We start from the raw sequence: 26,601 nt of genomic DNA on the forward strand, positions 1-26,601 counted from the left end.
GGCCGCACCATGTCATCTTCCTGTCACGTCGCGTTCAGCGCGACGCTGCGCACCGCACACGACCATGCGGGTGGTGAAGTGATCGCAGCCGTGTTCCGCCATTCGAACGATTAAAGCAACGGAAGCGAATTCATCGGGCGTTGCGCCGGGCAGCCGGCGAAGCGCCGTATTCCATCACTTCAACCACCACGCTTGACGGGAGACCACCCATGCGAAAAATTTCCGCGCCGTTCGCGGCGGCCGCGCTTGCGGCATGCACGATGCTGGCGGGCGTTCAACAGAGCGCCTGCGCCGCGTCGGATACCGAGCCCGCGATCGACGCGCATTACGGTGCCGTGATCGAGGCCTATACGCAGGACATGGCCGCCGCGAAGACGAAGTACGACGGCAAGCGACTCGTGTTCGTCGGCGCCGTGATCCGGATGGGCAGCGATCCGGGCGGCACCTATTTCGGCGCGCTGACGAAGGACGGCGAGCAGTTCGACACGCATTTCGACGTGGCCGACCAGGATGCGCTGAAGCCGAAATTCCCCGGCGGCGAGATCAAGCCGTTCGTCACGTCGTCGGCGTTCCGCTTCAGCTGCGTGAACGAAGGCTATATCGATGCGCCGGTGCTGCCGGGGTTGAAGCTCTCACACTGCCGGCTTGCCAACTGACCCCGCGCCGGCGCGGGGTCCGGCGTTCAGAACTTCTGCTGGATGCCGGCCATCACGCCGAGCTGGTTCATCCCGGTCCCGACCGTCCCGCCGGCAGCGACCGCGTTCGCAGCCAGCTTGCTGTTGAACATGTAGCCCGCCGACGTATAGACGGTCGTCCGCTTCGACAGGAAATAGTTCGCGCGGCCGACGAGCAGCGTGGCATTCGTGCCGCCTTCGCTGTTTTCGCGGCGCTGCAGGTAGCGTACGCCCTGAAGGTCGAGCGCAAGGTAGGGCGTCGCATAGTACGTGCCGCCGGCGAACACGATATCGGCCTGCAGGTGTTCGGCTGCCGCGAGGTTGCGGCGGATCCATCCGGCGCCGAGTTTCGCGGGGCCGATCTTCACGTAGCCGGCGACGATGTCGCGCGTGTCGGTGTACGCCGGATTGTTCAGCGGGGCGAGCGCGCCGCCGCCGCCGCGCATCACGTCGTGCGACGCGGCGAGCCCGAAGTTGCTCGCGTCATACGCGAGCATCGCCGTGTACTGGCGGCAGGCGACGAGGTCACCGGGCACCTGTCCGGCACAGCCCGTCGCCGACGGCCCTGCCGGCCCGGCCGCGTCGCGACCGAAGCTGTAGGTGGCGCCGAGCGTCACGCCGTGGAACGTACCCTTGTAGCCGATCGCATTGTCGCTGCGCGCGTTCGGCAGATAGGAATCGAAATCTGCCATCGAGTGAATCGACGGGCCGATCACGTCGGCATTGGTCAGCACGATCATCGACATGTTCATCTGGCGGCCGAGGGTCAGCGCGCCGAACGGACCGTTCACGCCAACGTTCGCCTGTCGCCCGAACAGGCGCCCGCCGTAGTTCAGTGCGCCGGTGCCGGGCTGGAAGCCGTTTTCGAGCACGAAGAAGGCCTGGTAGCCGCCGCCGAGATCCTCCGTGCCTCTCAGCCCCCACCGTGACGGCACCTCGCCGGTCAGCGTCGGCATGCCCGTGAACGATCCGCCGTGCGCGGCGTTGTTGTAGTAGGACACGCCGGTATCGATGATCCCGTACAGCGTGACGCTGCTTTGCGCGCAGGCCGGTCCGGCCAGCGCCATTGCCGTCGCGAGTGCGACGCCCGGTTTCCTTTTCATGACTGTCTCCAAACAGTATGTAGCTATGCTTATCGATTTTTATGGTGACCCGGATGTATCTGGGGTGCCGACGGGTATCGGCAGGACTGCTGGCGTCGCGTGTTACGAGATCGCCGGGTCGCGTTGCCGGCGCGGCGCCGCGGCACGCGGGCCCGCCATGACGACGGCGATTGCCGCGCCGGCCATCGGCACGAGGAACGCGAGATAGAGATGGGGCACGGACCAGCCGTCGTCCAGCAGCGCACCGACCGTCATCGGCGACAGGATCGCGCCGAGGCGGCCGATGCCGACCGCGAGGCCGATGCCCGTCGTGCGGATTTCTGCGGGGTACGGCGTCGGCGACAGCGCGTACATGCCGGCCACGCACGCATTGATCACCGCGCCGAGGCATACCGCGACGGTCATCCCGATGCCGAGCGAGCCCGTGTTCGCGCCGAACACGACCATCAGCGCACCGCCGAGCAGCAGGGTCGCGCCCAACAGGTTGCGCAGGGCGACGCGCGTCGACAGCAGGCTGAAGAGTGAGGCGCCCGCAATGCCGCCGAGGTTGAGCAGTACGCCGCCGGTGACGCCCTGCGATGCCGACAGCCCGGCCTGGACCAGCAGCTTCGGCGTCCAGCTCACGACGAAGTAGAAGCTGCCCATCACGAGGAAGAACGCGATCCACAACGCGATCGTGCGGCGCGCGAGCGGTGCGCGCAGCACGGCCGTCCAGCTCGACGCGGGGCTTGCCGTGCCGATGGACGAGGCCGCGGCCGGCAGCGAGTCGATCGGTGCGCGCTTCATTCTCGCGAGGATGCGGTTGATTTTCTGCAGCGCGTGGTCCGGCCGCCTCGCCAGCAGGAAATCGAGCGATTCCGGCAGCAGCGCGAGCACCATCGGGATCGACAGCAAGGTCAGGATGCCGCCGAACGCGAACACGCTGCGCCATCCCCACGTCGACAGCAGGTAGCCGGCGATGACGCCGCCGGCGGTGGCGCCGATCGCGTAGCCGGTCGACTGCATGCCGATTGCGGCGCTGCGCCATTTGTTCGATGCGTACTCGCCGCTGATGACGGTCAGGCTCGCCAGCATGCCGCCGATGCCGAGCCCCGTGTAGGCGCGCGTGACGGCGAGTTGCAGCGTGCTGTGCGTGGCCGCGCAGGCGAGCATCCCGGTCGAGATCACGGCGAGGCAGAGCAGGATGATGCGGCGGCGGCCGACGCGGTCGGCCAGCGGCGCGATCAGCACCGAGCCGATGCCCATGCCGGCCAGGCCTGCGCTCAGCAGCAGGCCGATTTCCTTGCCGCTCAGTTTCCATTCGGCCGCCAGGTGCGGCGCGGCAAACGCGATGGCCAGCACATCGAAGCCATCGAGCATGTTCAGCACAACGCAGGCCGTGACCGCCATCGTCTGGAACGCGCTCATCGGGGATTCGTCGATCGTATTGCGGATATTTGCGCTCACGTCAAAGATCCTTCATAAAGTAGTATGACTAATCAAATGGAATGGAAGCCGGCGGCAATGGATGGGACGAAAGCGACTGCGCGGGCTGACGGGCATCCCCGGGGAACACCCGCCGCGGCCGGCAGGCCCAGCTAGTGCACCGGCACGATGCTTACGCGGGTTCGGGGTGCAGCAGCAGCCGTTCGATCACGCGCCGCGCGCGATTGGGGCCCGCGTCGCCATGAATGTCGATCTGTCGGCCGTCCGGGAACCGCAGCTGATTCCGGTATTGCGCTTCGATCACGGTCTTGTCCTCGTCGAACGTCGCTGCGGATTGCTCGATGACCGTTTGCGCGACGCGCTCGACATCGTGTTGCGGATTGGTCGCGACGGTCCAGAAGTAGTGCGTCGTCGTGTCCGTTTCGGGCGTGATGCCGTGGAAGCCGCGCATGTGAAGGCCGCCGCGTGCCGGATCGCGCAGGTCGCCGGTACCGGCGTCGATCGCGCCGGTCCAGATCCGGATGTGCGACACGTGGAACTCGATTTCCTGCCAGCGATCGACGCGGGCCGCGAACGGCCATGCGGCGGTGTAGGTCGGCGGCGGGTCGGAATCCGGCATCCGGCGAACCAGTGTCACCGTGTTGCCGTCGCTGCTGACGCGGGTTTCCGCGCCCATGTGCAGCGGCGCGTTGCCGCCGATCGTTTTCAGATGGACATAGCCGAGGTGGCTCAGGTCCATCAGGTTGTCGTGAATCAGTTGATAGGGCGCGTCGTAATGATAGTGGCCGCCGCCGAACCGGTATTGCGGATCCGTATGGAATGCGTAGCGGGGCGGCGCGCAGGTCGGTTGAGCGTGCGGGTCGGCGCCGATCCAGATCCACACGATCGCGTCCTGCTCCTGCACCGGATACGACGACACGCACGCCTTCGCCGGAATCCGGTCCTGCCCGGGAATCTCCACGCATGCACCGCCGCGGTCGAACAGCAGGCCGTGATAGCCGCAGCGCAGGCCGCGCGCTTCGAGCGAGCCGCACGACAGCGGCAGCGACTTGTGGCAGCAGCGATCCTCCAGCGCACCGACTTCCCCGGACGGCAACCGGAACAGGACGACCGGATGGCCAAGCAGCGTGCGGGCGACGGGTTTATCCGTCAGTTCGGATGACAGCGCGGCGACCCACCATCGGTCGACGGGGAATTTAGCAGTCTTGATTGATGGCCGGGCAGGTTGCTCCATTGATCGTCTCCAGTATTGTGGTGGGCCGCCTCGGGTCGGGCGTGTCCGTCTACAGATCGAGTACCAGCAGGTCGGTTCGTGCTCGCGAGCAGCAGGGCATGAACTGGTCGCCGGCGGCTTTTTCCTCGTCGGTCAGATACGTATCGCGGTGATCGGGCTCGCCTTGCAGCACGCGCGTCAAGCACGTGCCGCATACGCCTTGCTCGCACGACGTCAGCACGTCGACGCCGTTTGCCGCCAGCGCCGCGATGACCGTGCATTCGGCCGGCACGTCGATCACCTGGCCGCTGCTCGCGATCCGGACCTGGAACGCGCGATCCGCGCCGGACGGTGCAACCACGCCGCCGAAGAACTCGTAGTGCAGTCGCGCTTCCGCCCAGTTGCGCTCGCGCGCGGCGTTCAACACCGCGTCCATGAAGCCGCGCGGCCCGCATACATACAGGTGCGTACCTTCGGGCGCCGCGGCGAGCACGGCGGCCAGGTCGAATCGTTGCTCGGGCGCGCCGTCGTCGACGTGGAAGCGGACGCGATCATGGAACCCGGCCGCGTTGATCCGCTCGACGAAGGCCATGCGGTCGGTCGAGCGCGCGCAGTAATGCATGTCGAACGCGCTGCCGGACGAGAACAACCGTTCCGCCATGCTGAGGATCGGCGTGACGCCGATCCCGCCTGCGAGCAGCAGGTGGTGCGGCGCGTCGGGGGCGAGCGGAAACTGATTGCGCGGCACGCCGATCCGCACGGTATCGCCTTGCCGGACGGCATCGTGAATGGCGCGCGACCCGCCGCGGCCGTCGGCATCGCGCAGCACGGCGATTTGATAGCGGTCGCCGTGCTCCGGGTGGTTGCACAGCGAATACTGGCGCACGAGGCCGCCCGGCAGATGCACGTCGATATGAGCGCCGGCGTCGAAGCGCGGCAGCGGCGAACCGTCAGCGCTGACGAATTCGAAGCCGCAGATGTCGCGTGCTTCCTGCCACTTGCGGGCCACCCGGACCGTCAGCGTCGCGGCGCTCATGACGCCTCCTTGATCTGCGCGACCGGAATCACGGGCCGCGACGGGCTCGCCCCGTTCTCGTCGGCGAGCAGCCGCTCGATCACCTTGCGCGACAGCACGCCGCCGGCGTCGATGTTGAGTTTGAGCAGCTTGCGATCGGGCCACTTCTCCAGGTTGAGCTGCTGGCGCTCGAGCATATCGAGATCCTCGGCGAAAATCTTGCCCTGGCCTTCACGGATCTCGGCGGTCAGTGCGTGATCGTCGGGCCGGAAGTTGCGCGCCATTCCCCAGAAGTACCAGATCGAGGTGTCCGTCTCGGGCGTGATGAAATCGACCACGATCGACGACGCCTTCCATTCGGCCGGCGCGTCGTAGCCGCCGTGGCCCGCGTGCGCGACGCCCACTTCGATCATCACGTGGCTCGGCGGCGTGAAGCGGCAGATCTGCCAGCGGTCGACCGGCACGTCGTCGGCCAGCCCGTTGCCGCGCAGCGCCATCTGCCAGAACGGCGGCGGCATCACGTTCTCCATGAAGCGGCTCGTGACGACTTCGTCGCCATGGCTGGTGGTCTTCGGCGGCGCTTCGTCGATTTCCTTCTGGCCGATGCTCGTCGCATGCACGTAGGTCTCGTGCGTGAGGTCCATCAGGTTGTCGATCATCAGCCGGTAGTCGCAGCGGATGTGATACAGGCCGCCGCCGTGGGCCCAGGCCGGGTCTTCCGCCCACGCCAGCGCGGGCAGTTTGGCGGGATCGGCTGCCGACGCATCGCCCGGCCAGACCCAGATGAATCCGTATCGCTCCACCACCGGGAAACTGCGAATCGGCGGGAAACCGCCGACACGCTGGCCCGGCATGCCGGTCGCCTTGCCGTTGCAGCCCATTTCCAGCCCGTGATAGCCGCACACGAGTACGCCGTCGCGCACGAATCCCAGCGACAGCGGCGCGCCGCGGTGCGGGCAGAAGTCTTCGAGCCCGGCGACCTGGCCATCCGCCGCGCGGTAAAACACCATCGACTCGTTGCAGATCTTGCGGCCCAGCGGCTTGCCGTCGATCTCGTCAGGCGTGCACGCCACGTACCACGCGTTCTTGAGAAACATGTTCCTTGTCTCCTTCGGGGCGGTGCCGCCGGGGAGGCGGCCCGATGTTCATTCCGTGTACTGAATGAGATTCAGTGTACTCATTGAGATTGGCTCGAGCAAGGCGGGCGGTATACTGGTTTTCCCGGGAAATGGCGCGAGGCAGCGCCATGCCGTCGGCGCGTGCAACCGGCATGCGCCGCTTATGTCATCGACTCATTCATGGAAAAAACGAATCCCGCCGACCTGCCGGTTTTCCCGCTCGATCTGTACGACGAACCCGGGCACCTGATCCGGCGCGCCCACCAGATCGCGGTCGCGATGTTCTACGAGAAGCTGGGCCGGGACGTGACGCCCGTGCAGTACGCGGTCCTGCGGATGCTCTATGAGAATCCGGGGCTCGACCAGGTGACGCTCGCGCAGCGGGTCGCGCTCGATACGTCGACCACCGCCGATCTCGCGGTCCGGCTCGAAGCGAAAGGACTGATCGTGCGCGAAGTGCTGCCGCGGCGGCAGCGCCGCTTGCTGCTGACGCCGGCGGGTGTCGAACTGCTCACGCACCTGATTCCGTCGGTGAAGGAACTGCGTGCCGGCCTGTTCGACGGAATGGGAGAGGACGATTCGCAGGAACTGATGCGCCTGTTGCGCAAGTTCGTCCATTTGAACAACGAGCAGAGCCGCGCGCCGCTGCGCGTCAGCGACGAGTCGTAGCGCCCTCGAACCCCGCGACGGCGGGGAAGCGGCGATGAGGCGGCGGGCGCGCTGCCCGCCGCGTGTCACCCGCGCGTGCTTTCGCCTTCCAGCCGCCGCACGGCTTCCGCCACTTCGTTCCTGAAGCGCACGAGCGCCGCCTGTTCCGGCGCCGGCGGCTGCACGGCCGCCCACAGCATGTCGACGAGCTGCGTGGCCGTCGTTTCCGCATCGAGCTTGCGGTGCCCGAGGATCGCATCCCACAGCACGTGCTCGATCGGCCCGAACACCATCGAGCGCAGCAGGCTCAGCGGCAGGTCGGTACGCACTTGCCCGGCCGCCTGGCCGCGCGCGAGCACGTCCATCAGCGGCGCGGTGTAGCGGCGCTGCAGCGCGGTGAGCTCGTCGCTCAGCGCATGCTGCTTCGCGCGGCCTTCCGACAGCACCAGCGCGCACAGGCCCGTGCCGTTCACCAGCATCAGCCGCAGGTGGGTGCGCACGATGAACGCGAACTGCTGCTGCACCGATGCGTCCTGCGGCATCCCTTCCTCGAAGGCGGCGATGTTTTCGTCGTACCAATCCGCGATGACGCGCGCACACAGCTCGCGCTTGCCGCGGAAATAGCTGAACACCGTCGCCTCCGACACGCCCACGCGCTGCGCGATCTCGGCGGCCGTCGCATGCTCGTAACCTTTTTCGGCGAACACTTCCCGGCCGGCGCGCAGAATGTCCTGCACGCGTTGCTGGGATTTGCGCCCGGCGGGCGCGCGCGACGTGTCGGCGCGGTCGGCTTTGACGGTGGCGGTCATGGTGTCGGCGGTAGCGGCTGTCATCCCGGCATGATATCTGAGTGTCACTCAAAAAACTATTGACGCCGAACCCGACGGGGCGCGAAACTGTGCAAAATTTACGCTGTATCGGTCAATGAATCTACGCATTCATTCGATCTGAGCGAAACTCAGAAATCGGTGAGTGCCACACACTTTCTGGAGACGGAGGAGACATGATCAACCTGCCCGGTGTGCAATTCATGCTCGGTGAAGACATCGAGATGCTGCGCGACGCCGTCGCGACGTTCGCGGCGAAGGAAATCACGCCGCGCGCGGCCGAGGTCGACCGCACCGACCAGTTTCCGATGGATCTGTGGAAGAAGTTCGGCGATCTCGGCGTGCTCGGCATGACGGTGGCCGAGGAATACGGCGGCGCGAACATGGGCTACACCGCGCACATGGTCGCGATGGAGGAGATCTCGCGCGCATCGGCGTCGATCGGCCTGTCGTACGGCGCGCACTCGAACCTGTGCGTGAACCAGATCCATCGCAACGGCACGGAAGCGCAAAAGCAGAAATACCTGCCGAAGCTCGTGTCGGGCGAACACATCGGTGCGCTCGCGATGAGCGAGCCGAACGCCGGCTCCGACGTCGTCAGCATGAAGCTGCGCGCCGACAAGCGCGGCGATCGCTACGTGCTGAACGGCACGAAGATGTGGATCACCAACGGCCCCGATTGCGACACGCTCGTCGTCTACGCGAAGACGGACGTCGAAGCCAACTCGCGCGGCATCACCGCGTTCATCGTCGAGAAGGGGATGAAGGGCTTCTCGGTCGCGCAGAAGCTCGACAAGCTCGGCATGCGCGGCTCGCACACGGGCGAGCTGGTGTTCCAGGACGTCGAAGTGCCGGAGGAGAACATCCTCGGCCAGCTCAACGGCGGCGTGAAGGTGCTGATGAGCGGCCTCGACTACGAACGCGCGGTGCTGTCGGGCGGCCCGACGGGCATCATGGCCGCGTGCCTCGACGCCGTGGTGCCGTATATCCACGACCGCAAGCAGTTCGGCCAGGCGATCGGCGAATTCCAGCTGATCCAGGGCAAGGTCGCCGACATGTACACCACGTTCCAGGCCTGCCGTGCGTACCTGTACGCGGTCGGCCGCCATCTCGACTCGGCCGGCAGCGACCACATCCGCCAGGTGCGCAAGGACTGCGCGGGCGTGATCCTCTACACCGCCGAGAAGGCGACGTGGATGGCCGGCGAGGCGATCCAGATCCTCGGCGGCAACGGCTACATCAACGAATACCCGGTCGGGCGCCTGTGGCGCGATGCGAAGCTGTACGAGATCGGCGCCGGCACGAGCGAGATCCGCCGGATGCTGATCGGCCGCGAGCTGTTCGCGGAAACGATGTAACGCCCCACGTCACGCGAACGGAGCCCCGTCGATGCCGATCATCGAATCGAAACTGAATCCGCGCTCGGAAGACTTCCGCGCGAATGCCGCCGCGCTCGAGGCGGTCGTCGCCGACCTGCGCGCGAAGATCGAACAGCTCGCGCAGGGTGGCGGCCAGGCCGCGCGCGACAAGCACCTGTCGCGCGGCAAGCTGCTGCCGCGCGACCGCATCGCGCAACTGCTCGATCCCGGTGCGCCGTTCCTCGAGTTCTCGCAGCTCGCGGCGAACGGCATGTACAACGACGACGCGCCGGGCGCGGGCGTGATCACCGGGATCGGCCGGATCGCCGGCCGCGAATGCGTGATCGTGTGCAACGACGCGACGGTCAAGGGCGGCACCTACTACCCGGTCACCGTGAAGAAGCACGTGCGCGCGCAGGAAATCGCCGCGGAAAACCGGCTGCCGTGCGTGTACCTCGTCGATTCGGGCGGCGCGAACCTGCCGAACCAGGACGACGTGTTTCCCGATCGCGACCACTTCGGCCGCATCTTCTTCAACCAGGCGACGATGTCGGCGGCGGGGATCGCGCAGATCGCCGTCGTGATGGGCTCGTGCACGGCGGGCGGCGCGTACGTGCCGGCGATGAGCGACGAGTCGATCATCGTGAAGGAGCAGGGCACGATTTTCCTCGGCGGGCCACCGCTCGTGAAGGCCGCGACCGGCGAGGAAGTGAGCGCCGAGGATCTCGGCGGCGGCGACGTGCATACGCGCCTGTCGGGCGTGGCCGACCATCTCGCGCAGAACGACGCGCATGCGCTGTCGATCGCGCGCAACATCGTCAGTCACCTCGCGCCGAAGATCGCGTCGCCGGTCGCGCTGCGCGAGCCGAAGCCGCCGCGCTACGACGCGAAGAGCCTGTACGGCGTGATTCCGGTCGATACGCGCAAGCCGTTCGACGTGCGCGAGGTGATCGCGCGCATCGTCGACGATTCCGAGTTCGACGAATTCAAGGCGCGCTACGGCACGACGCTCGTCACGGGCTTCGCGCACATCTGGGGCCACCCGGTCGGGATCGTCGCGAACAACGGCATCCTGTTCTCCGAATCGGCCGTGAAGGGCGCGCATTTCATCGAGCTGTGCTGCCAGCGCAAGATTCCGCTCGTGTTCCTGCAGAACATCACGGGCTTCATGGTCGGGCGCAAGTACGAGAACGAAGGCATCGCGCGGCACGGCGCGAAGATGGTGACGGCCGTGTCGAACGCGAAGGTGCCGAAGTTCACGGTGATCATCGGCGGCTCGTTCGGCGCCGGCAACTACGGGATGTGCGGTCGCGCATTCGGCCCGCGCTTCCTGTGGATGTGGCCGAACGCGCGTATTTCGGTGATGGGCGGCGAGCAGGCTGCGTCGGTGCTCGCGACGGTGCGCCGCGACGGCATCGAGGCGAAGGGCGGTTCGTGGTCGGCCGAGGAAGAGGATGCGTTCAAGCAGCCGATCCGCGACCAGTACGAGCGCCAGGGCCATCCGTATTACGCGAGCGCACGGCTGTGGGACGACGGCGTGATCGACCCCGCGCAGACGCGCGACGTGCTGGGCCTCGGCCTCGCCGCGTCGATGAACGCGCCGATCGAAGACACACGCTTCGGCGTGTTCCGCATGTAACGGCCGGGAGGGCTGAACGATGCGATACGAAACGATCAAGGTAAGCGAAGCCGGCCGCGTGGCGACTGTCACGCTCGCGCGTCCCGACGTGCGCAACGCGTTCAACGAGACGACGATCGCCGAGCTGACGACCGCGTTCGAATGGCTCGACGCGCACGAAGGCGTGCGCGCGATCGTGCTCGCTGCGGAAGGCGCGGCGTTCTGCGCGGGCGCGGACCTGAACTGGATGAAGAAGATGGCCGGTTACTCGGACGACGAGAACCGTGCCGATGCGCGCAAGCTCGCGCGGATGCTCGAGGCGATCCATCGCTGCGGCAAGCCGGTGATCGTGCGTGTGCATGGCGACGCGTATGCGGGCGGCGTGGGCCTGGTGGCGGCGGCCGACATCGCGATCGCCGCCGACGGCGTGAAGTTCTGCCTGTCGGAAGCGCGGCTCGGGCTGATCCCCGCGACGATCGCGCCGTACGTGGTGCGCGCGATGGGCGAGCGCGCGGCGCGCCGCTATTTCACGACGGCCGAGGTGTTCGATAGCGCACGTGCGGCGTCGCTCGGCTTCATTCACGACGCGGTGCCGGCCGATGCGCTCGACGAAACCGTCGCGAAGCTGGCCGCGACGCTCGTCGCGAACGGCCCCGACGCGGTGAAGGCGTGCAAGCGGCTCGTTGCCGACGTGGCCGGCCGGCCGCTCGACGCGACGCTGATCGAGCAGACCGCCGACTGGATCGCGCGCACCCGCGCCGGCGCGGAAGCGCGCGAAGGGATTGCGTCCTTCCTCGAAAAGCGCACGCCGTCGTGGCGTGAATGATCGCGCAGCGCGCGTGACCCCCTCTTTCCGGACGACACCGAAGCCATGTTCGACAAGATTCTGATCGCCAACCGCGGCGAAATCGCGTGCCGCGTCGCCGCGACGTGCAAACGTCTCGGGATCGCGAGCGTTGCCGTCTATTCCGACGCGGACGCGAACGCGAAACACGTGGCCGCATGCGACGAAGCCGTGCACATCGGCGGCTCGGCCGCCGCGGACAGCTACCTGCGCATCGAGCGCATCATCGAAGCCGCGCGCGCCACCGGCGCGCAGGCGATCCACCCCGGCTACGGCTTTCTGTCGGAGAACGAAGATTTCGCGCATGCGTGCGAAGCGGCCGGCATCGTCTTCATCGGGCCGCCGGTCGACGCGATCGCGGCGATGGGGTCGAAGGCCGCCGCGAAGGCGCTGATGCACGCGGCGGCCGTGCCGCTCGTGCCCGGCTATCACGGTGACGACCAGGACGCGTCCAACCTGCATCGCGAAGCCGACGCGATCGGCTATCCGGTGCTGCTGAAGGCGAGCGCGGGCGGCGGCGGCAAGGGGATGCGCGTGGTCGAGCGCTCCGACGATTTCCCGGCGGCGCTCGCGTCGTGCCAGCGTGAAGCCGCGAGCAGTTTCGGCAACGATCGCGTACTGATCGAGAAATACCTGACGCGCCCGCGCCACGTCGAGGTGCAGGTGTTCGGCGACACGCACGGCAATACCGTGTACCTGTTCGACCGCGACTGTTCGGTGCAGCGCCGTCACCAGAAGGTGCTCGAGGAAGCACCGGCGCCCGGTTTGCACGACGACGTGCGCCAGGCGATGGGTGAGGCGGCCGTCGCGGCCGCGCGTGCGGTGAATTACGTCGGCGCGGGCACCGTCGAATTCATCATGACGGGCGAAGCGTTCTACTTCATGGAAATGAACACGCGCCTGCAGGTCGAGCACCCGGTGACCGAGATGGTCACGGGGCTCGATCTCGTCGAATGGCAACTGCGCGTCGCATCGGGCGAGCCGCTGCCGCTGAAGCAGGACGAACTGCGCGTGCAGGGGCATGCACTCGAGGCGCGCCTGTATGCGGAGAACCCGGCGCGCGGCTTCCTGCCGTCGACGGGCACGCTGAAGCACCTGCAGCTGCCGGCCGGCGTCGAGTTCGCGATCGGCGCATCGGTGCGCGTCGACAGCGGCGTGCGCGAAGGCGATGCGATCACGCCGTTCTACGATCCGATGATCGCGAAGCTGATCGTCCATGGCGCGGATCGTGCAGAAGCGCTGAGCCTGATGCTGCGCGCATTGCGTGCCTGTGAAGTGGTCGGCCTGCACACGAACGCCGCGTTCCTGCAGCGGGTCGTTGCGTGCGCACCGTTCGCGACGGCCGATCTCGACACGGGCCTGATCGAGCGCAACCACGACGCGCTGTTCGCGCCGCAGGAGCCGCCGCGCGCGATGCTTGCGCTCGCATGCGCGGCGCTGCTCGCGCGCGAACGCAGCGCGACCGCACAGGGTTCATCGCCGTGGGGCGCGCTGCCGGACTGGCGGCTGAACGGCCGCTATCGCCGCACGCTCGAATGGCACGCGGCCGAACGCGAAGCGGACGTGACGGTCACGTACGAGGACGACGGCGCGGTTGCGCGCCTCGCGATCGGCGACGCCGCCGCGCAACCGTTCGCGTGGACGCGTGGCGCCACGCCGCTCGATTTCGACGTGAAGCTCGGCGGCGTGCGCAGCAGCGGCCGCGTGTATGCGGACGGCGACCACTTCCACGTGTTCACGCAGGGCACGGCGGAGACGTTCGAATGGCGCAACCTGCTCGCGCATGCAGGTGACGCGGAGCAGGGCGGTGGCCGCCTGACCGCGCCGATGCCCGGCAAGGTGATCGCGGTGCTGGTCGAGCCCGGCCAGAAGGTCGAAGCCGGCACGCCGCTGATCGTGATGGAAGCGATGAAAATGGAGCACACGATCGGCGCGCCGAGCGCGGGCGTGGTCGCGGAAGTGCTGTACGGCGTCGGCGACCAGGTCTCGGATGGCGCGCAGTTGCTGATGATGGCGGAAGGCTGAGCAGCGCTTTCGTCGTACACGGGCCGGCGGCTGCCGGCCCGCTCAAACCGCGTCGCGATCCATCGCAGGCACGCGGTTGCGACAGCACCGCCTTGACCTCATCGACAAGCGACAGCAGTACGAAGCTTTCGATTGAATTACGCGCTCGCTGGCGCGGATGACATGCCATGCCGCACATTCCGCACCATGCGTGTTTTTGCCCGCGTGCGCTCCGATTTTCTCCCGCCACACGACACCATCGTGTAACACGTCGAAATTAGCATCTCGCCGTCGATATGACCGGTGCGCACCCGCGCCTGTGTCACGTCTTCACATCCACGGAGAGACGTTATGCGAAACTCGGCCCTACGGCCCTTCGCGGTCGCTGGTCTGATCGCGCTGACCGCACTCCTCGGCGCCTGCAACGACGACGTGACCGCACCCGCCGCACCCGTCGCGCAGCAGAAGGCCGCCTGCGGCGGCGGCGTGGTCGCCACCGCGCAGATGCACTGCCCGCCCGGTTTCACCGCACCTGCCTCCTCGCCCGCTTCCTGATCCCGGCCGTTTCCACCAGAAATCCAATCAAGAGCAACCAGCATGGCCACCCATTCGCGACGCGACTTTCTGAAGTTCTCCGCCGGCCTCGCCGGTGCGACCGCCGCCACCGCACTGCTGCCGGAATCGATCCGCAAGGCGCTGGCGATCGAGCCGAACACCGTGACGGGCACGATCCAGGATGTGCAGCACATCGTCGTGTTCATGCAGGAGAACCGCTCGTTCGACCACTACCTCGGCCACCTGAGCGGCGTGCGCGGCTACAACGACCGCTTCCCGGTCACGCTGCCGAACGGCAAGCCGGTGTGGTTCCAGCCGCGCCAGGAAGACACGTCGAGCGTGATCGCGCCGTTCCGCTACGACACGACCAATCCGGGCGTCAACGCGCAATGTATCGGCGGCCTGCCGCATACGTGGGCGACGACGCACGGCGCGATCGACAACGGTCGCGCGGACCAGTGGGCGGTGCAGAAGTCGAACATGACGATGGGCTACCACGTCCGCGACGACATCCCGTTCCATTACGCGCTCGCGGATGCGTTCACCGTGTGCGACAACTACTTCTGCTCGATTCCGGGCAACACGCACCCGAACCGCATGTACCTGATGACGGGCATGGTCGACCCGCTCGGCACGGGCGGCGGCCCGCTGCTCGACAACACCGACTACATCGACAACCAGTTCGACAAGATCAAGCTGCCGCCTTTCAACTGGACGACCTATCCGGAACGGCTCGAAAAGGCCGGGATCTCGTGGCAGATCTACCAGCAGGGCACCGGGTTCGACAACTTCACCGGCAACTACGGCACGAACATGCTCGCGTGCTTCAACAACTTCGTGAACGCGCCGGCCGGTTCGTCGCTGCAGACGCGCGGGATGAGCACGCGCCCGATCACGCAACTGAAGGCCGACGTGCAGGCGAACGCGTTGCCGCAGGTGTCGTGGCTGCTGCCGCCGGCCGCGTATTCGGAACATCCGAAGTTCACGCCGCTCTACGGCGCGTACTACCTGTCGACGATTCTCGATGCGTTGACGTCGAATCCGGAGGTATGGAGCAAGACCGTCCTGCTGATCATGTACGACGAGAACGACGGCTTCTTCGATCACGTCGTGCCGCCGTCGGCGCCGACGCTGCCGGGCTCCGGCATGAGCACCGTGGATGTGTCGCTCGAGCGGCACAACGTCGTGACCTCGACCCAGACCGGCACGTACACGGCCGACAACCTGCCGTACGGCCTCGGCCCGCGCGTGCCGATGTTCGTGGTCTCGCCGTGGTCGAAGGGCGGCTTCGTCTGCTCGCAGGTGTTCGATCACACGTCGGTGCTGCAATTCATCGAGAAGCGCTTCGGCGTGATGGAAACGAACATCTCGCCGTGGCGCCGCGCGATCTGCGGCGACCTGACGTCGGCGCTCGACTTCTCGAAATCGGATGCGACGCTGCCGACCCTGCCGAGCACGCAGGCGTATGTCGCGCAGGCGGATCTGCAATGCTCGCGGGCGTCGTCGCAGACTGCGCCGGCCAGCACCGCGCAGCAGGTCGTGACCGCGCAGGAACCCGGCACGCGGCCGGCGCGCGCGCTGCCGTACGAACTGCATGTGACCGGCCAGCTCCAGGCGCAGGGCTACGCGCTGACGTTCGCGAATACCGGCACGCAAGGCGCGCACTTCTGGGTCTATACGGGGGACGCGACCGCGATGCCGCGCCGCTATACGGTCGAAGCGGGCAAGCAGCTGACCGATACGTGGGCGCTCGATGCGAACGGCAACTACCTGGTGAGCGTGTGGGGGCCGAACGGTTATTTCCGGCGCTTCGCGGGTTCGGCCACGGCCGATGCCGGCGCGAAGCCTGAAATCACGCCATGCTACGACACGGCCAACGGCGACGTGTACGTGACGATCGCCAACGCCGGTACCGGCACGCTCACGGTCACGGCCACCGATGTCGCGTACGGCGGTGCACCGCGCACGCTGACGGTGCCGGCGGGGCAGCGCGTCGAGGCGCACTGGGATCTGTCGTGCAGCAGCCACTGGTACGACCTGCAGTTCGCGGTGGCGGGGAATGCCGGGTGGACGCGCCGGATCGCGGGGCACGTCGAAACCGGCAAGCCCAGCCTCACCGACCCGGCCGCCGTGGCGCCGACGATTACGGCGATTTGACCGTAGCCTGTGCGTGCCTTCGCGGGGCAGCGTCCGGCTTCCGGCACCGCGAATGCGCCGTCAATCGTGAAAAAGGCGCCGTGAGGCGCCTTTTTCATTCGTCGTGCAAGCAGGATGCGTAGAGGTCGGATTGCATCACGCGCGTGAAATCAGATCGGGCGAAATACCGCAAATTGGTCGCCATCGAGTTTTTCCATGTACCGCGAGTCATGGAGCGTCAGGTTGACCGGCTGGAGCATTTTTGCATTCCGCGTGCTGACCATCCCTGACAGTATGCGGCCGGCGCTCCGCTAGAATGCCGGCTTGCCGCCGGCGAGCGCCGCTTGACGCGGGCGGCGCATCGCGCGCTACACTGCGTCCATTCCATCCCCATCCAATCTTCCATCCTGCCGACGATGACGTCTCCTGCCCTGAACGGCCTGCGCATCGGTATCACGATCGGACTGCGTGCCCCCGACGAAAGCCTGTGGATCAACGGCATCAAGCAGAACGCGTTGTTTCTCGCGAAGCTGCTGATGGCGTCGCCGCACGGCTATCGCGTCACGCTGGTCAACACCACCGATGTGCCGCTCACGGATGCGCTGCCGTGGGATCGCAACGTATTCGACACGCGCGCGTTCGACGACATGAAGGATTCGCTCGACGTGGTGATCGAGCTCGGCGGCCAGGTCAACGGGGAGCAGACGGCCTACCTGAAGGCGCGCGGCGCGAAGCTCGTCAGCTACTGCTGCGGTGTCGAGTACATCAACGTGATGGAGTCGATGCTGTTCGGCCGCCGGCTGTGGGATTCGCTGTTCATCAACCGCGGCTACGACGAGGTGTGGGCGATTCCGCAGATCGCGCCCTCGTCGCTGCCGTTCCTGCAGTCGCTGCGCCGCTGCCCGGGGCGCGTCGTGCCGTTCGTGTGGGATCCGATGTTCCTGAGTGCGCGCGCCGCGCCGCTGCCCGAGCACGGTGAATACCGGCCGCGCAGCGAGCCCGGCAAGCGGCTGACGGTGATGGAGCCGAACCACGACGTGGTGAAGTTCTGCGTGTATCCGATGCTGATCATCGACGAAGCGTATCGCCGCGATCCCGACGCGATCTGCTTCACGCACGTGACGAATGCCGACCGCCTCGCACACGACAGCCCCGAGTTCGTGATGCTGATGAACTACCTCGACATCGTGCGCGCGGGCAAGGCAAGCTTCGTCGGGCGCTTCGATACGCCGCTGTTCCTGGCCGACCTGACCGATATCGTCGTGTCGCACCAATGGTCGAACCCGCTCAACTATTTCTATTTCGACGTGTGCTGGCAGGGCTATCCGCTCGTGCACAACGCGAGCCTCGCGCCCGATCTCGGCTACTACTATCCGGACAACGACGTGCAGCAGGGCGCCGATGCGCTGCTGCGCGCGCTGCATACGCACGATGACGACTGGGAAGCGTACACGCGGCGCCAGCGCGAGATCCTCGGCCGCTATACGTCGGCCAATCCCGCACTCGTCGCCGAATACGACGCGCTGCTCGCGAACCTGGTCGGCGCATCGGCCGCGTAAGGCACGATTTTCGCGCGACGCACACACCGTCGCGCCGAATCCCGCCATCGGGATTGTCCCGCCCTCATGTCTGACGAATGGATGCCGTTAAAAAAAGAAACCGCCGAACCCGATCGGTTCGACGGTTTTTGAAGGCACGAATTTGACGGCTCCGAGGGAAGTCCGTCGAAAATCATTTTATAGGTTAACAAGTATTTAAGATTGTTAAAAATGGTCCGATCGATAATCGTCATATGAATTAAATTGGTATTATTGATTCAATGTGGCTGGATTCCAGGTTGGAAATTCAATAATTCGTTTGAAACAATAAAATTGAATGCTGCGACGATCGAATGACGTGCGGCGGCCGATTTTCGACCCTGGAAAAACCGGGTGGCCGGCCACCTAGGCGCGCTTGGCAGCGGGCGAAGACACAAGACTTTCCGGGCCGGCATTTATCTGATTAATTGATAATTTCCTGATTTCCGAGATCCGTAAATTGCGAGGAAATCGAGTCGGATCGGGTTGTTTAGGTGCGACGAATAAACAGTATCTGGGTCGGGGGTTCCGTAATTTGCGTTAATGTGACCTGTCGCACATTCGGTATCGTGCACACATGGTGTATTTCCAGTAACTGAATATCGTTGAAAAATATCGAATTTGACGGCGCGCCGAAGCGAAAAGTACGCCCCCGGAAAAGATCGACATAACAGGATAGGCCGGGTAGGCGGCGGAGCGCGTCATGGTCGGCTTGCTCCGCATGTTTGTTGAGGTCGAGCCGTGATCGGCGGCTCGCCATTTGCCGGAGCGCCGGATGAATGCGGTCGAAGCTCGCCAGGAGGCGAATCGGGAAGCGAATCGTGACGAAATCGATCTCGTGTTCGGCACCCCCGACGATCATCCCGACCTTGCGTCGGTACGCAGTTTCGTGGAAAGCCGGCTCGGGTTCGCACAAGAGCCCGTATGCCGGGCCGACCTGTCGGGTGGTGTGCTGTACCAGGAATGCCTGGCGCGATTGCGGTGGGGTGAGCGCGATGCGCTGCCGCCGGTCGCGTTCCTGCCGCGCCTCGAGGCGCTCGGGCTGATGCGGTGGTTCGACCGGCTCGTGGTCGGCCGGACGATCGACGCGCTGCGTGCCGATCCGGCTGCCGTCTACGGCTGCAACGTGGCGGCGGCGAGCGCGGTGGTCGACGACGCGTGGCTGGCCATCTTCAGGCGGCTCGAGCGCGAGCCGTCGGTCGCGGCGCGCCTGGTGGTCGAGATCACGGAGACGGGGCCGCTGAATCCCGTCGCGGGGCGCTCGTTCGTGAACCGCTTCCAGCAGGCCGGGTGCCGCATCGCGATCGACGATTTCGGTGTCGGCTTCAGCGCATTGAACAACCTGGTGGTCGGCAATCCCGACATCGTGAAGCTCGACAGGTCGATCCTGTCGATGATCAAGCGCAACGCGATCGGGCGTTACCAGTTCCGCCGGCTGATCGCGTTCGCGCATGAAGGTGCGCGACACGTCGTCGTCGAAGGCGTGGAGAGCGAGGGCGATCGGCAGATCATCGTGGATGCCGGCGTCGCCTGGGCGCAGGGCATCCGTTTTTCGTGGCGGTCGCCGGCCGCCGCGTGACGGCGCGGGAACGGGCGAGGTGGCGTGCATGATGCGCGCCGATGTCGGGCGTGATCGGCGCGTGGCCGGGACGAATCGCAAAGGGGCTGAGCATGGCAGGGACGAAGGCCGGAGGCGGAACGGGCACGCAGGCGGCCGGTGCGCGCGACCTCGTCGCGATCACCGAGCTGGCCGACATGCTGTGGCAACTGGGCGCCGAATCGACCGATGTGACGATCGACGTCGCGCCGTATCTCGACGGCCTGACAGCCGTTGCGCGCCGCATTCAGCGAATGAAGCCGCTCGACGCCGGCGGCCGCGAGCTGGCGGCGCGGCACTATTACGCGGCCGTCATCGCGGGTGCGTGCGGCGACGATTCGGCCATCGCGCGTGGCGTATCAGACAGCCTCGTCAAGCAATCCGGCGGCGCCAGCCGGCCGGTGGCGCATTGCTTCGCGGTGCTTGCGCGGATGGGGCGGCGGCATGGCCGCACGTTCGCCGCGCAGAGCGGCGATCGGGTGCTGGTCTAGCGCCCGTTCACGCCAGTCCCGGGCCCTGGCGCAGCGCGAGACGCGCGGCCCGCGTCGACATCATCCGCACGCCGCAGCCCCGATCCGCATCCCGTCGATCAATCCTTCCCGAATCCGCCGAGCACGAACGCCATCGCACGGTCGACCGCGTCGTCCCATTGCCCGACGCGCGTGGCGCGCACGATCCGGATGCCCGGATAGAGCGCGGTGCGCGAGCCGGTTTCCCAGCGCGCGTCGGCTTTCGGGCTGAGCAGCAGTACGGCCGGCACGCCGAGCGCGCCGGCGAGGTGGATGTGCGCGGTGCAGGTGGTCACCACGGCATCCAGCGCCAGCATCAGCCCCGCCAGGTCGCTGAAGTCGCCGATCGCGTGATGCGGGAACGTCACCGGCAGGTCCGATTGCTCGGACTGCGCGGACAGGTCGCGGTTGATGCAGTACGCGGCGTGGCCATGCATCCGCGTCAGCGGCGCGAAGTCGCGCAGGCTGGCCGCGCGATGGAAGCGCGCGTCGCTTTCGTCGCGTCCGCGCCAGTTGAGCCCGATGCGGCGCGTGCCGGCGGGATGGCCGTCGCGCGACACGCGCTCGCGCCACGCGGCCGCGCGCTCGGGCGGGCACGACAGGTAGGCGGCCGCCGAGCCTGCGGGCGCCGGCGCGTAGCCGAACTGCGCGGCGAGCATCAGGAACGAACACCAGTAGTCGTGCGAGAGCGGCGACGTGTCGACCCATGCGCCATGTGCGCCGACGAATTCGATGTGCGGGAACGTGTGACGCAGCAGGCCCGTCAGCGCGTCCGGCACGACGACGGTCACGCTCGTGCAGCCGAGTGCGCCGAGCGCAGGCAGGTAGCGCGCGTACTGGAGCTGGTCGCCGACGCCGCCGTAGCTGAGCACGAGCAGCCGCTTGCCTTGCAGCGGCTGGCCCTGGTAGAGCCGCTCCGTCGGCAGCCCGAACTGGGCGGCCGTCAGCACGTTTTCGCTGGCGATGGTGGCGCGGGCGGCCTCGTCGCGCCGGCCGGCGCGCAGCAGCAGCGCCGAGCGCGCGAGTTCGATACGCCCACGCGTCGCGTCGGGCAGGGCGGCAGGATCGCCGAAGCGTTCGAGCGCTGCGAGCCCGCCTTCGGGTGCGCCGGCGAAGCCGTAGCACGACGCGAGCTGCAGCGCGATCGCATCGTCGTCGAGCCCGCGGCCGCGCGCACGCTGCCAGCGGTCGATTGCATGGCCCCATTCGCCGCGCGACTCGTGGTCGAGTGCGAGATTCCAGTTCGTTTCGGGCGCCTCGGCGTCGGCGGTTGCCGCTGTCGCTGCCGGGAGCGCCATATCGTTTTCCGCCGTCGACGTGACGGCGAGCGGTTCGCCCGAGATGATCAGCTTCTGCCGGTCCCAGCGCGGGTTCGGCACGCACAGCATGTTCAGGCCGTCGATCCGGTAGAACGTGTAGTCGAGGCCGGCGAAGGTGGCGATGATCGGCGCCTCGCCGACTTTCCAGTATTCGATCCAGCACCACGGCAGGTGCGTCTCGATCAGCCGGCGCGCGCCGCGCAGCGCGTCGATCTCCATCCCTTCGATGTCGAGCTTCAGGAAATCCAGCCGAGGCAGCCCGAGCGAGTCGAGCCGCACGACGGGTGTCGGCGTGCCGCCGTCGGCTTGCCCGTCGACGAGCGAAATCTGGCCGAAGTCGGCCTCCTGTCCGTAGTCGACGTCGGGCACCTTCATCGTCCCGTTGGCGCTGGCGAGCCCCATGTTGAGCAGATGGACGTTGTCGAGCTGGTTGAGCGCGACGGTGCCGCCGAGCGCATGGAACAGCGTGCGCTGCGGCTCGAACGCATACACGCGGCCGCCGCGCGCCCGCAGCCGGTGCGCGATCGGCACGCACACGAGCCCCGCATTTGCGCCGCCGTCCACCGCGATCGCATCGTCCGGCAACTGGTCGATCACGTGCAGGATCGTGTCGAGCTCGCCCTGGATGTGCGGCCGGCCGGTCTTGATCAGCGCTTCGGCCTGAAACGCGCAGTGCCGGTTGATGACGAACGGGCCGTGGATCGAATCGATCACGACGAAATTGCGGACGGTCTGATTCATGGGCGGGGCGTGTGCGAAGGAGGTCAGCCGAGCGCGCGGCCGTCGAACAGCTGCCGGATCTGCGCGGAATATGCGTGGACGTTGTGCTCGGCGAGCGTGTCGACCTGGTGCAGGCAGCGGCGGGCCGCGGCCGCGTAGTCGTCGAGCCGCCCGTCGTGCGTCTGCGCGGCGGTCGCGATCGCACGCGCCGCATCGAAGATCTCGAAGTCCGGGTAGTAGTAGCCGACGTCGCGCAGGAACGGCGAGTTGTGCACGAGCGGGTAGTTGCCGTACAGCGCGTCATACAGCAGGTAGTTGAGGCCGTTTTCCCAGTGATGGGACACGACGATGTCGGTGTGGTGCGCGGCCCATGCGACGAACGGCGCGCGCACGTCGGCGGTGGCCTTGCCGTCGCGCACCATCTCGAGCCCGAGCGCGAGATGCTTGAAGGCGACGTTTTCCTTCTTGTCGAACGTGTTGGTCATGAACACGTGCTCGACGAGCTCCGGGTGCTCGACGTAGCACGCGTTCGCGGCGAGCATCGGCACGATCGAGCTCTTCACGACGTTCAGGTTCGGTTCGAAGAACGCGATGCGCTTCGCGGTGCCGTGGTTGCGATAGCCGAAGCGCGCTTTCAGTTCAGGATCGGCGTCGAGGCTGCGTTCGATGAAATACGGCGACCAGATGTGCGGCAGCTCGATCACCGGCGCGCGATAGACGGCCTGGAAATACGCCGCGCACGTGTGCATGTGCTGCGGGTTGGTCCAGATCTCGTCGAACTGCACGCGGTTCGGGTTAGGCCGCCATTGATTCTTCTCGAAGTTGATCGTCTCGACCGCGATCACGTAGTCGTTGCCGAAGCGGTACGACACGCACTTGCCGCCGCGCCGGCGCACGGCATCCGTGTGGGTCTGATCGATGAACGCATTCATCTCGATCAGCAGGTCGGTCTGGTGGACGACGGCCGACAGCGGACGCAGCGCGTCGCCGAACGCGTCCATCATCAGCGCTTGCGGATAGTCGGTGATGCCGTCGTCGTGCGCGAGCCAGACCTCGCCGATCAGCGGCGACTGCTTCAGCAGCATGTACAGGAACACGCAGTGCTGGTTCGCGCCGTTGTACCAGATCGACTGCGTCGCGTCGCGCTGCACGTTCATCGTTATCGCGACATTGAGTTTCATCGGATGCTCCGTGGAGGCGCGGCGCGCGGGTTATTGCGCGAAATTCTGCGACTGGCGCGGCACGTAGCCCGTCAGGTGCCAGCGGCCGTCATCTTCGAGTCGGAAGCTCAGCTTCTCGTAGACCGTCGCGCCGCTCGTCAGCGTGGTCGTGTAGTCGACGTTCGCGTAAAGCCCGTCGGGCGTCGTCGCCGCATTCGTGTAGCGGATGCGCGTGACCTGCGCCCAGCCGCGACGGCTGACCGTGCCGACCGACTGGCGTGCATGCTGCATGTCGGCCGCGAACTGGTCCTGCTTGATGCGCGCCTTCACGAACGGGGCCGGGTCGGTCCAAACCGCGCCGTACTGGCCGGCATCGAGCAGCTTGAACACCGCATCCGAGTCGCGGAGCAGCGCGTCGGCCGATTCGCCGGCGGATTGCGCGTGCGCGCCGATCGCGATCGAAGCGACGGCGCAGCCGATCAGCCATTTCGAGCGGGTGAGGGGCGGGCGTGCGTTCATGTCGGAGTCCGGAAGGGGCAGCGCGTCACGCGTCGCGATAGAGGGTGGCGATCGCGGCCGTATAGGCGGCGACGTTCTCGGGGTTGTAGATGCTGACGGCGCTGAGCACGTGCTTCGACTGCTCGCGGTACGCCTCGAGGTTCGCGTCGTGCTCGGTGAACGCCTTCAGCAGTGCGCGGCCGCCGGCCTGGCAGTCGAAGTCCGGATAGAAATACCCGGCCTTGCCGAGGAACGGCGAGTTGTGGATCAGCGGGTAGTCGCCGTACAGCAGCTCGTAGTACAGGTAGTTCTGCGCGTTTTCCCACGTGTGCGACACCACCGCATCGCCGTATGCGGCCATGAACTCGTACACCGCATAGCGGCTTTCGAACGTCGTGATCCCGTGGTTCACGATGTCGAGGCTCTTCGCGAAGTGGACGAACGTCGCATGCTCCTTCAGGTGCAGCGTGTTGCACACGCGCACGAACTCGAGGAAATCCGGTTTCGCGCGATACGCTTCTTCGGCCACCAGCATCGGGATGACGCTCGTCTTCACCATGCAGATGTTCGGCTCGAACATCGTCACGCGCCAGCGCGGCTTGCCCGGCTCATAGCCGAACGACAGTCCGGCGCCGAGCGTCGCGCGCGCCTTGTCGAACAGCATCGGGTGCCAGATGTGCGGGACGATCGTGACGGGCGCGCGCAGGCCCGTCTGGTAATAGTGCAGGCACGAGCGCTCGAATTCGGGGATCGTCCACACGGCGTCGTAAGGCGCGCCCGAGAACAGGAAGCCCGACGGCTTGTCGAACATCGCGCGTTCGATGTCGATCACGTAGTCGTTGCCGACGCGCATCGTGACGACCTTGCCGCCGCGCTCGCGGAACGCGCGCAGGTAGTCGGCGCCGAACTGCGCGCTCATTTCGATCAGCACGTCGCAGCGCTGCAGCGCTTCGTCCATCGACAGCAGCGGCACGTCCCATTCGCCGAGCATCATCTGCGGATCGGCGACCTGTTCGCCGCCGTTCACCATCACTGCTTCTGCGACGAGCGGCGACTGACGCAGCAGCAGGATCAGCAGCAGGCAGTTCTGGAAGATGCCGTTTTCCCACAGCGACTGGCCGGCGCCGCGCACGAACAGCGACACGCCGACGACGAGACGCTTGCCCTCGCCGGGCGCTTGACGGGCATTGGAGTCCGACATGCGTATGCTCCGGTTCAGGCGACCAGACGCGAGACGAACGCGTCGAGGTTCGCGGGGTTGTCGATCGAGACCGACTGCAGCAGCCGGCCGGCCTTCGTGCGGTAGTCGTCGAGGCGTTCGTCGTGATGCAGCCACGCTTCGAGCAGCGCTCGGCCGCCCGCGGCGGAATCGAAGTCCGGGTAGTAGTAGCCGGCGTCGCCGATCAGCGTCGAGTTGTGGATCAGCGGGTAGCCGCCGTACAGCACGTCGTAATACAGGTAGTTCTGCCCGTTTTCCCAGTGATGCGACACGACCGCGTCCGCATGGCGCGCCATGAAGCCCGGCAGGTCGAGGCGCGGCTCGAAGGTCGCCTTGTGCTGGCGCACGAGGTCGAGGCTGTTCGCGAAGTGCACGAAAGTCGGATGTTCCTTCATGTGCAACGCATTCACGACGAACATGTGCTGAACCGCGTCCGGGCGCGCACGGTAGAACTCGTCGCACGCGAGCATCGGGTAGTGGCAGGACTTGGCGACCGAGATGTTCGGTTCGAGCATCGCGAGGCGCCATGGGCGGGCGCCGGGCTGATAGCCGAACGTCGCGCCTTCCGCGGCGAGCGCGGCGATGCGGCGCTCGAGGAAGTACGGCGACCAGATGTGCGGCATCAGGTGGACCGGCGCGCGCAGGATGGTTTGCAGCATCGGCGCGGCCGTCTTGTCGTATTGCGGCAGCAGCCACACTTCGTCGAACGGCGCGCCGTTGAAGATGTGCCCCGACGGTTTGCCGAAGATCGGCGTTTCGCACAGGCCGGCATACACGTGCCCGCAGAAGAACGCGGCGATTTTCTTGCCGAGCGCCTTCATGTGCCTGAGCCATTCCACCGGCAGCTGCGCGCCCATTTCGATCACGACGTCGAGTTCGTGCGTGACGTCGGAGGGCTTCACGAGCGGGATGTCGAGGCCGTCGAGTTCGAGGCCGGCCGGCAGCGCGCTGGCGTCGCCGCCGTTCAGGAAGTAGACGGGGCCGACGCGATCCGAGCGCTTGAGCATCATCGCGAGGAACGCGATGTTCTGGTGTATGCCGTTTTCCCAGATCGCCTGGCCGTCGCGTGCAAACAGCGAGATGCCGACCGCCGGCCGTTGCTTGCGGGTGCCGCCCGAGGCGGCTTCATTGATGTCCGTCACCGGTTGGTTTCCTCTGCGGCGTCGTGCGTCCGGGCATCGCGTCGAGCGTCTGGCCTGGAAGCGGCGCGCCGTGGATTGTCATGGTTGCATGTGCGCCGGTGCGCCGCGGCGGGCGAATCGGGCGACCTGGTTCGCGAGGGCGGCAGCCGGTTTCCGGCGTGTCGTCGCGCACGCCTGGCACGGCGTGCGATTCGGGCTGGCTGCCCCGGCGACTGTCTGCGGCGATTGTGGCACGGAAACCACCGGTTTTGGCGGGACGTGACGAACTTTGACATAGCCGCCGGCCAACGGAAACGGGCGCCGGCGAAGCGGCGCCCGGGTG

At 66.6% G+C, this 26,601-nt stretch carries 22 protein-coding genes; 11 read left to right on the forward strand and 11 right to left on the reverse strand.

Features of this window, described 5'->3' with window-relative positions; genetic code table 11:
* Positions 1-209 precede the first annotated feature (209 nt).
* Positions 210-656 carry a hypothetical protein gene (locus F3J15_RS26900; RefSeq protein ID WP_089448314.1) on the forward strand — a complete coding sequence of 149 codons (447 nt, stop codon included), beginning with the start codon at positions 210-212 and terminating at the stop codon, positions 654-656.
* 26 nt (positions 657-682) lie between these two features.
* On the opposite strand, the gene F3J15_RS26905 is transcribed toward F3J15_RS26900, so the two are convergent.
* The 5 genes from F3J15_RS26905 to F3J15_RS26925 form a co-directional block, all read right to left on the reverse strand.
* On the reverse strand, positions 683-1,777 hold the full coding sequence (locus tag F3J15_RS26905) for a porin (RefSeq protein WP_089448313.1): 1,095 nt from the start codon (positions 1,775-1,777) through the stop codon (positions 683-685).
* Between the two features lie 102 nt (positions 1,778-1,879).
* The gene (locus F3J15_RS26910) at positions 1,880-3,223 is read right to left on the reverse strand and encodes an MFS transporter (RefSeq protein ID WP_166895045.1); all 1,344 of its coding nucleotides are present in this window, start codon (positions 3,221-3,223) and stop codon (positions 1,880-1,882) included.
* 151 nt (positions 3,224-3,374) lie between these two features.
* Complete coding sequence (locus F3J15_RS26915) at positions 3,375-4,436, reverse strand: Rieske 2Fe-2S domain-containing protein (protein ID WP_166895047.1); 1,062 nt, start codon at positions 4,434-4,436, stop codon at positions 3,375-3,377.
* Positions 4,437-4,485: 49 nt separating this feature from the next.
* Positions 4,486-5,451 carry a PDR/VanB family oxidoreductase gene (locus F3J15_RS26920; protein ID WP_166895049.1) on the reverse strand — a complete coding sequence of 322 codons (966 nt, stop codon included), beginning with the start codon at positions 5,449-5,451 and terminating at the stop codon, positions 4,486-4,488.
* On the reverse strand, positions 5,448-6,527 hold the full coding sequence (locus tag F3J15_RS26925; RefSeq protein ID WP_166895051.1) for an aromatic ring-hydroxylating dioxygenase subunit alpha: 1,080 nt from the start codon (positions 6,525-6,527) through the stop codon (positions 5,448-5,450). The genes F3J15_RS26920 and F3J15_RS26925 overlap by 4 nt, the downstream gene beginning before the upstream one ends.
* 201 nt (positions 6,528-6,728) lie before the next feature.
* Here F3J15_RS26925 and F3J15_RS26930 point away from each other — a divergent pair, with 201 nt between their 5' ends.
* Positions 6,729-7,217, forward strand: a complete 489-nt coding sequence (locus F3J15_RS26930) for a MarR family winged helix-turn-helix transcriptional regulator (protein ID WP_166895053.1) — start codon at positions 6,729-6,731, stop codon at positions 7,215-7,217.
* A gap of 65 nt (positions 7,218-7,282) precedes the next feature.
* On the opposite strand, the gene F3J15_RS26935 is transcribed toward F3J15_RS26930, so the two are convergent.
* On the reverse strand, positions 7,283-8,029 hold the full coding sequence (locus tag F3J15_RS26935) for a TetR/AcrR family transcriptional regulator (protein WP_069252471.1): 747 nt from the start codon (positions 8,027-8,029) through the stop codon (positions 7,283-7,285).
* Positions 8,030-8,199: 170 nt separating this feature from the next.
* Here F3J15_RS26935 and F3J15_RS26940 point away from each other — a divergent pair, with 170 nt between their 5' ends.
* From F3J15_RS26940 to F3J15_RS26980, 9 genes are all read left to right on the forward strand, one after another.
* Positions 8,200-9,381, forward strand: a complete 1,182-nt coding sequence (locus tag F3J15_RS26940; protein WP_039339638.1) for an isovaleryl-CoA dehydrogenase — start codon at positions 8,200-8,202, stop codon at positions 9,379-9,381.
* 31 nt (positions 9,382-9,412) lie between these two features.
* Positions 9,413-11,020 (forward strand): carboxyl transferase domain-containing protein, encoded by a 1,608-nt coding sequence (locus tag F3J15_RS26945; RefSeq protein WP_089448307.1) that lies wholly within the window; start codon positions 9,413-9,415, stop codon positions 11,018-11,020.
* A 19-nt stretch (positions 11,021-11,039) separates the two neighbouring features.
* Positions 11,040-11,825: an enoyl-CoA hydratase/isomerase family protein gene (locus F3J15_RS26950; protein WP_166895055.1), complete on the forward strand. Its 786-nt coding sequence runs from the start codon at positions 11,040-11,042 to the stop codon at positions 11,823-11,825.
* A gap of 45 nt (positions 11,826-11,870) precedes the next feature.
* On the forward strand, positions 11,871-13,868 hold the full coding sequence (locus F3J15_RS26955) for an acetyl/propionyl/methylcrotonyl-CoA carboxylase subunit alpha (RefSeq protein ID WP_166895057.1): 1,998 nt from the start codon (positions 11,871-11,873) through the stop codon (positions 13,866-13,868).
* 330 nt (positions 13,869-14,198) lie between these two features.
* Positions 14,199-14,402, forward strand: a complete 204-nt coding sequence (locus tag F3J15_RS26960) for a hypothetical protein (protein ID WP_039339629.1) — start codon at positions 14,199-14,201, stop codon at positions 14,400-14,402.
* Positions 14,403-14,444: 42 nt separating this feature from the next.
* Positions 14,445-16,559, forward strand: a complete 2,115-nt coding sequence (locus tag F3J15_RS26965) for a phospholipase C, phosphocholine-specific (protein WP_166895059.1) — start codon at positions 14,445-14,447, stop codon at positions 16,557-16,559.
* 395 nt (positions 16,560-16,954) lie between these two features.
* On the forward strand, positions 16,955-18,097 hold the full coding sequence (locus F3J15_RS26970) for a DUF2827 domain-containing protein (protein WP_069252464.1): 1,143 nt from the start codon (positions 16,955-16,957) through the stop codon (positions 18,095-18,097).
* 793 nt (positions 18,098-18,890) lie between these two features.
* Entirely contained in the window at positions 18,891-19,694 is an 804-nt protein-coding gene (locus tag F3J15_RS26975) for an EAL domain-containing protein (protein WP_069252463.1), read from the forward strand.
* 92 nt (positions 19,695-19,786) lie between these two features.
* Positions 19,787-20,203, forward strand: a complete 417-nt coding sequence (locus F3J15_RS26980; protein ID WP_166895061.1) for a hypothetical protein — start codon at positions 19,787-19,789, stop codon at positions 20,201-20,203.
* Between the two features lie 98 nt (positions 20,204-20,301).
* On the opposite strand, the gene F3J15_RS26985 is transcribed toward F3J15_RS26980, so the two are convergent.
* The 5 genes from F3J15_RS26985 to F3J15_RS27005 are packed head-to-tail and all read right to left on the reverse strand — an operon-like array spanning position 20,302 to position 26,279.
* Positions 20,302-22,281 (reverse strand): FkbM family methyltransferase, encoded by a 1,980-nt coding sequence (locus tag F3J15_RS26985; RefSeq protein ID WP_166895063.1) that lies wholly within the window; start codon positions 22,279-22,281, stop codon positions 20,302-20,304.
* Between the two features lie 23 nt (positions 22,282-22,304).
* Entirely contained in the window at positions 22,305-23,441 is a 1,137-nt protein-coding gene (locus F3J15_RS26990; protein ID WP_166895065.1) for a DUF2827 family protein, read from the reverse strand.
* Positions 23,442-23,471: 30 nt separating this feature from the next.
* Positions 23,472-23,939, reverse strand: a complete 468-nt coding sequence (locus F3J15_RS26995) for a DUF4019 domain-containing protein (protein ID WP_166895068.1) — start codon at positions 23,937-23,939, stop codon at positions 23,472-23,474.
* Between the two features lie 25 nt (positions 23,940-23,964).
* The gene (locus F3J15_RS27000; protein WP_166895070.1) at positions 23,965-25,119 is read right to left on the reverse strand and encodes a DUF2827 domain-containing protein; all 1,155 of its coding nucleotides are present in this window, start codon (positions 25,117-25,119) and stop codon (positions 23,965-23,967) included.
* 14 nt (positions 25,120-25,133) lie between these two features.
* Positions 25,134-26,279, reverse strand: a complete 1,146-nt coding sequence (locus tag F3J15_RS27005; RefSeq protein WP_089448300.1) for a DUF2827 domain-containing protein — start codon at positions 26,277-26,279, stop codon at positions 25,134-25,136.
* Between the last annotated feature and the right edge of the window lie 322 nt (positions 26,280-26,601).

It is taken from the genome of Burkholderia sp. Ap-955 (assembly GCF_011753045.1).
GTDB classification, from domain to species: Bacteria; Pseudomonadota; Gammaproteobacteria; order Burkholderiales; family Burkholderiaceae; genus Burkholderia; species Burkholderia lata_D.

Coding starts and splice junctions, on each gene's coding strand:
- F3J15_RS26955 (WP_166895057.1), top strand. CDS start 11,871: ATGTTCGACAAGATTCTGATCGCCAACCGCGGCGAAATCGCGTGCCGC.
- F3J15_RS26960 (WP_039339629.1), top strand. CDS start 14,199: ATGCGAAACTCGGCCCTACGGCCCTTCGCGGTCGCTGGTCTGATCGCG.
- F3J15_RS26980 (WP_166895061.1), top strand. CDS start 19,787: ATGGCAGGGACGAAGGCCGGAGGCGGAACGGGCACGCAGGCGGCCGGT.
- F3J15_RS26985 (WP_166895063.1), bottom strand. CDS start 22,281: ATGAATCAGACCGTCCGCAATTTCGTCGTGATCGATTCGATCCACGGC.
- F3J15_RS26940 (WP_039339638.1), top strand. CDS start 8,200: ATGATCAACCTGCCCGGTGTGCAATTCATGCTCGGTGAAGACATCGAG.
- F3J15_RS27000 (WP_166895070.1), bottom strand. CDS start 25,119: ATGTCGGACTCCAATGCCCGTCAAGCGCCCGGCGAGGGCAAGCGTCTC.
- F3J15_RS26950 (WP_166895055.1), top strand. CDS start 11,040: ATGCGATACGAAACGATCAAGGTAAGCGAAGCCGGCCGCGTGGCGACT.
- F3J15_RS26915 (WP_166895047.1), bottom strand. CDS start 4,436: ATGGAGCAACCTGCCCGGCCATCAATCAAGACTGCTAAATTCCCCGTC.
- F3J15_RS26965 (WP_166895059.1), top strand. CDS start 14,445: ATGGCCACCCATTCGCGACGCGACTTTCTGAAGTTCTCCGCCGGCCTC.
- F3J15_RS26900 (WP_089448314.1), top strand. CDS start 210: ATGCGAAAAATTTCCGCGCCGTTCGCGGCGGCCGCGCTTGCGGCATGC.
- F3J15_RS26975 (WP_069252463.1), top strand. CDS start 18,891: ATGAATGCGGTCGAAGCTCGCCAGGAGGCGAATCGGGAAGCGAATCGT.
- F3J15_RS26925 (WP_166895051.1), bottom strand. CDS start 6,527: ATGTTTCTCAAGAACGCGTGGTACGTGGCGTGCACGCCTGACGAGATC.
- F3J15_RS26920 (WP_166895049.1), bottom strand. CDS start 5,451: ATGAGCGCCGCGACGCTGACGGTCCGGGTGGCCCGCAAGTGGCAGGAA.
- F3J15_RS26930 (WP_166895053.1), top strand. CDS start 6,729: ATGGAAAAAACGAATCCCGCCGACCTGCCGGTTTTCCCGCTCGATCTG.
- F3J15_RS26935 (WP_069252471.1), bottom strand. CDS start 8,029: ATGACAGCCGCTACCGCCGACACCATGACCGCCACCGTCAAAGCCGAC.
- F3J15_RS26995 (WP_166895068.1), bottom strand. CDS start 23,939: ATGAACGCACGCCCGCCCCTCACCCGCTCGAAATGGCTGATCGGCTGC.
- F3J15_RS26990 (WP_166895065.1), bottom strand. CDS start 23,441: ATGAAACTCAATGTCGCGATAACGATGAACGTGCAGCGCGACGCGACG.
- F3J15_RS26905 (WP_089448313.1), bottom strand. CDS start 1,777: ATGAAAAGGAAACCGGGCGTCGCACTCGCGACGGCAATGGCGCTGGCC.
- F3J15_RS26970 (WP_069252464.1), top strand. CDS start 16,955: ATGACGTCTCCTGCCCTGAACGGCCTGCGCATCGGTATCACGATCGGA.
- F3J15_RS26945 (WP_089448307.1), top strand. CDS start 9,413: ATGCCGATCATCGAATCGAAACTGAATCCGCGCTCGGAAGACTTCCGC.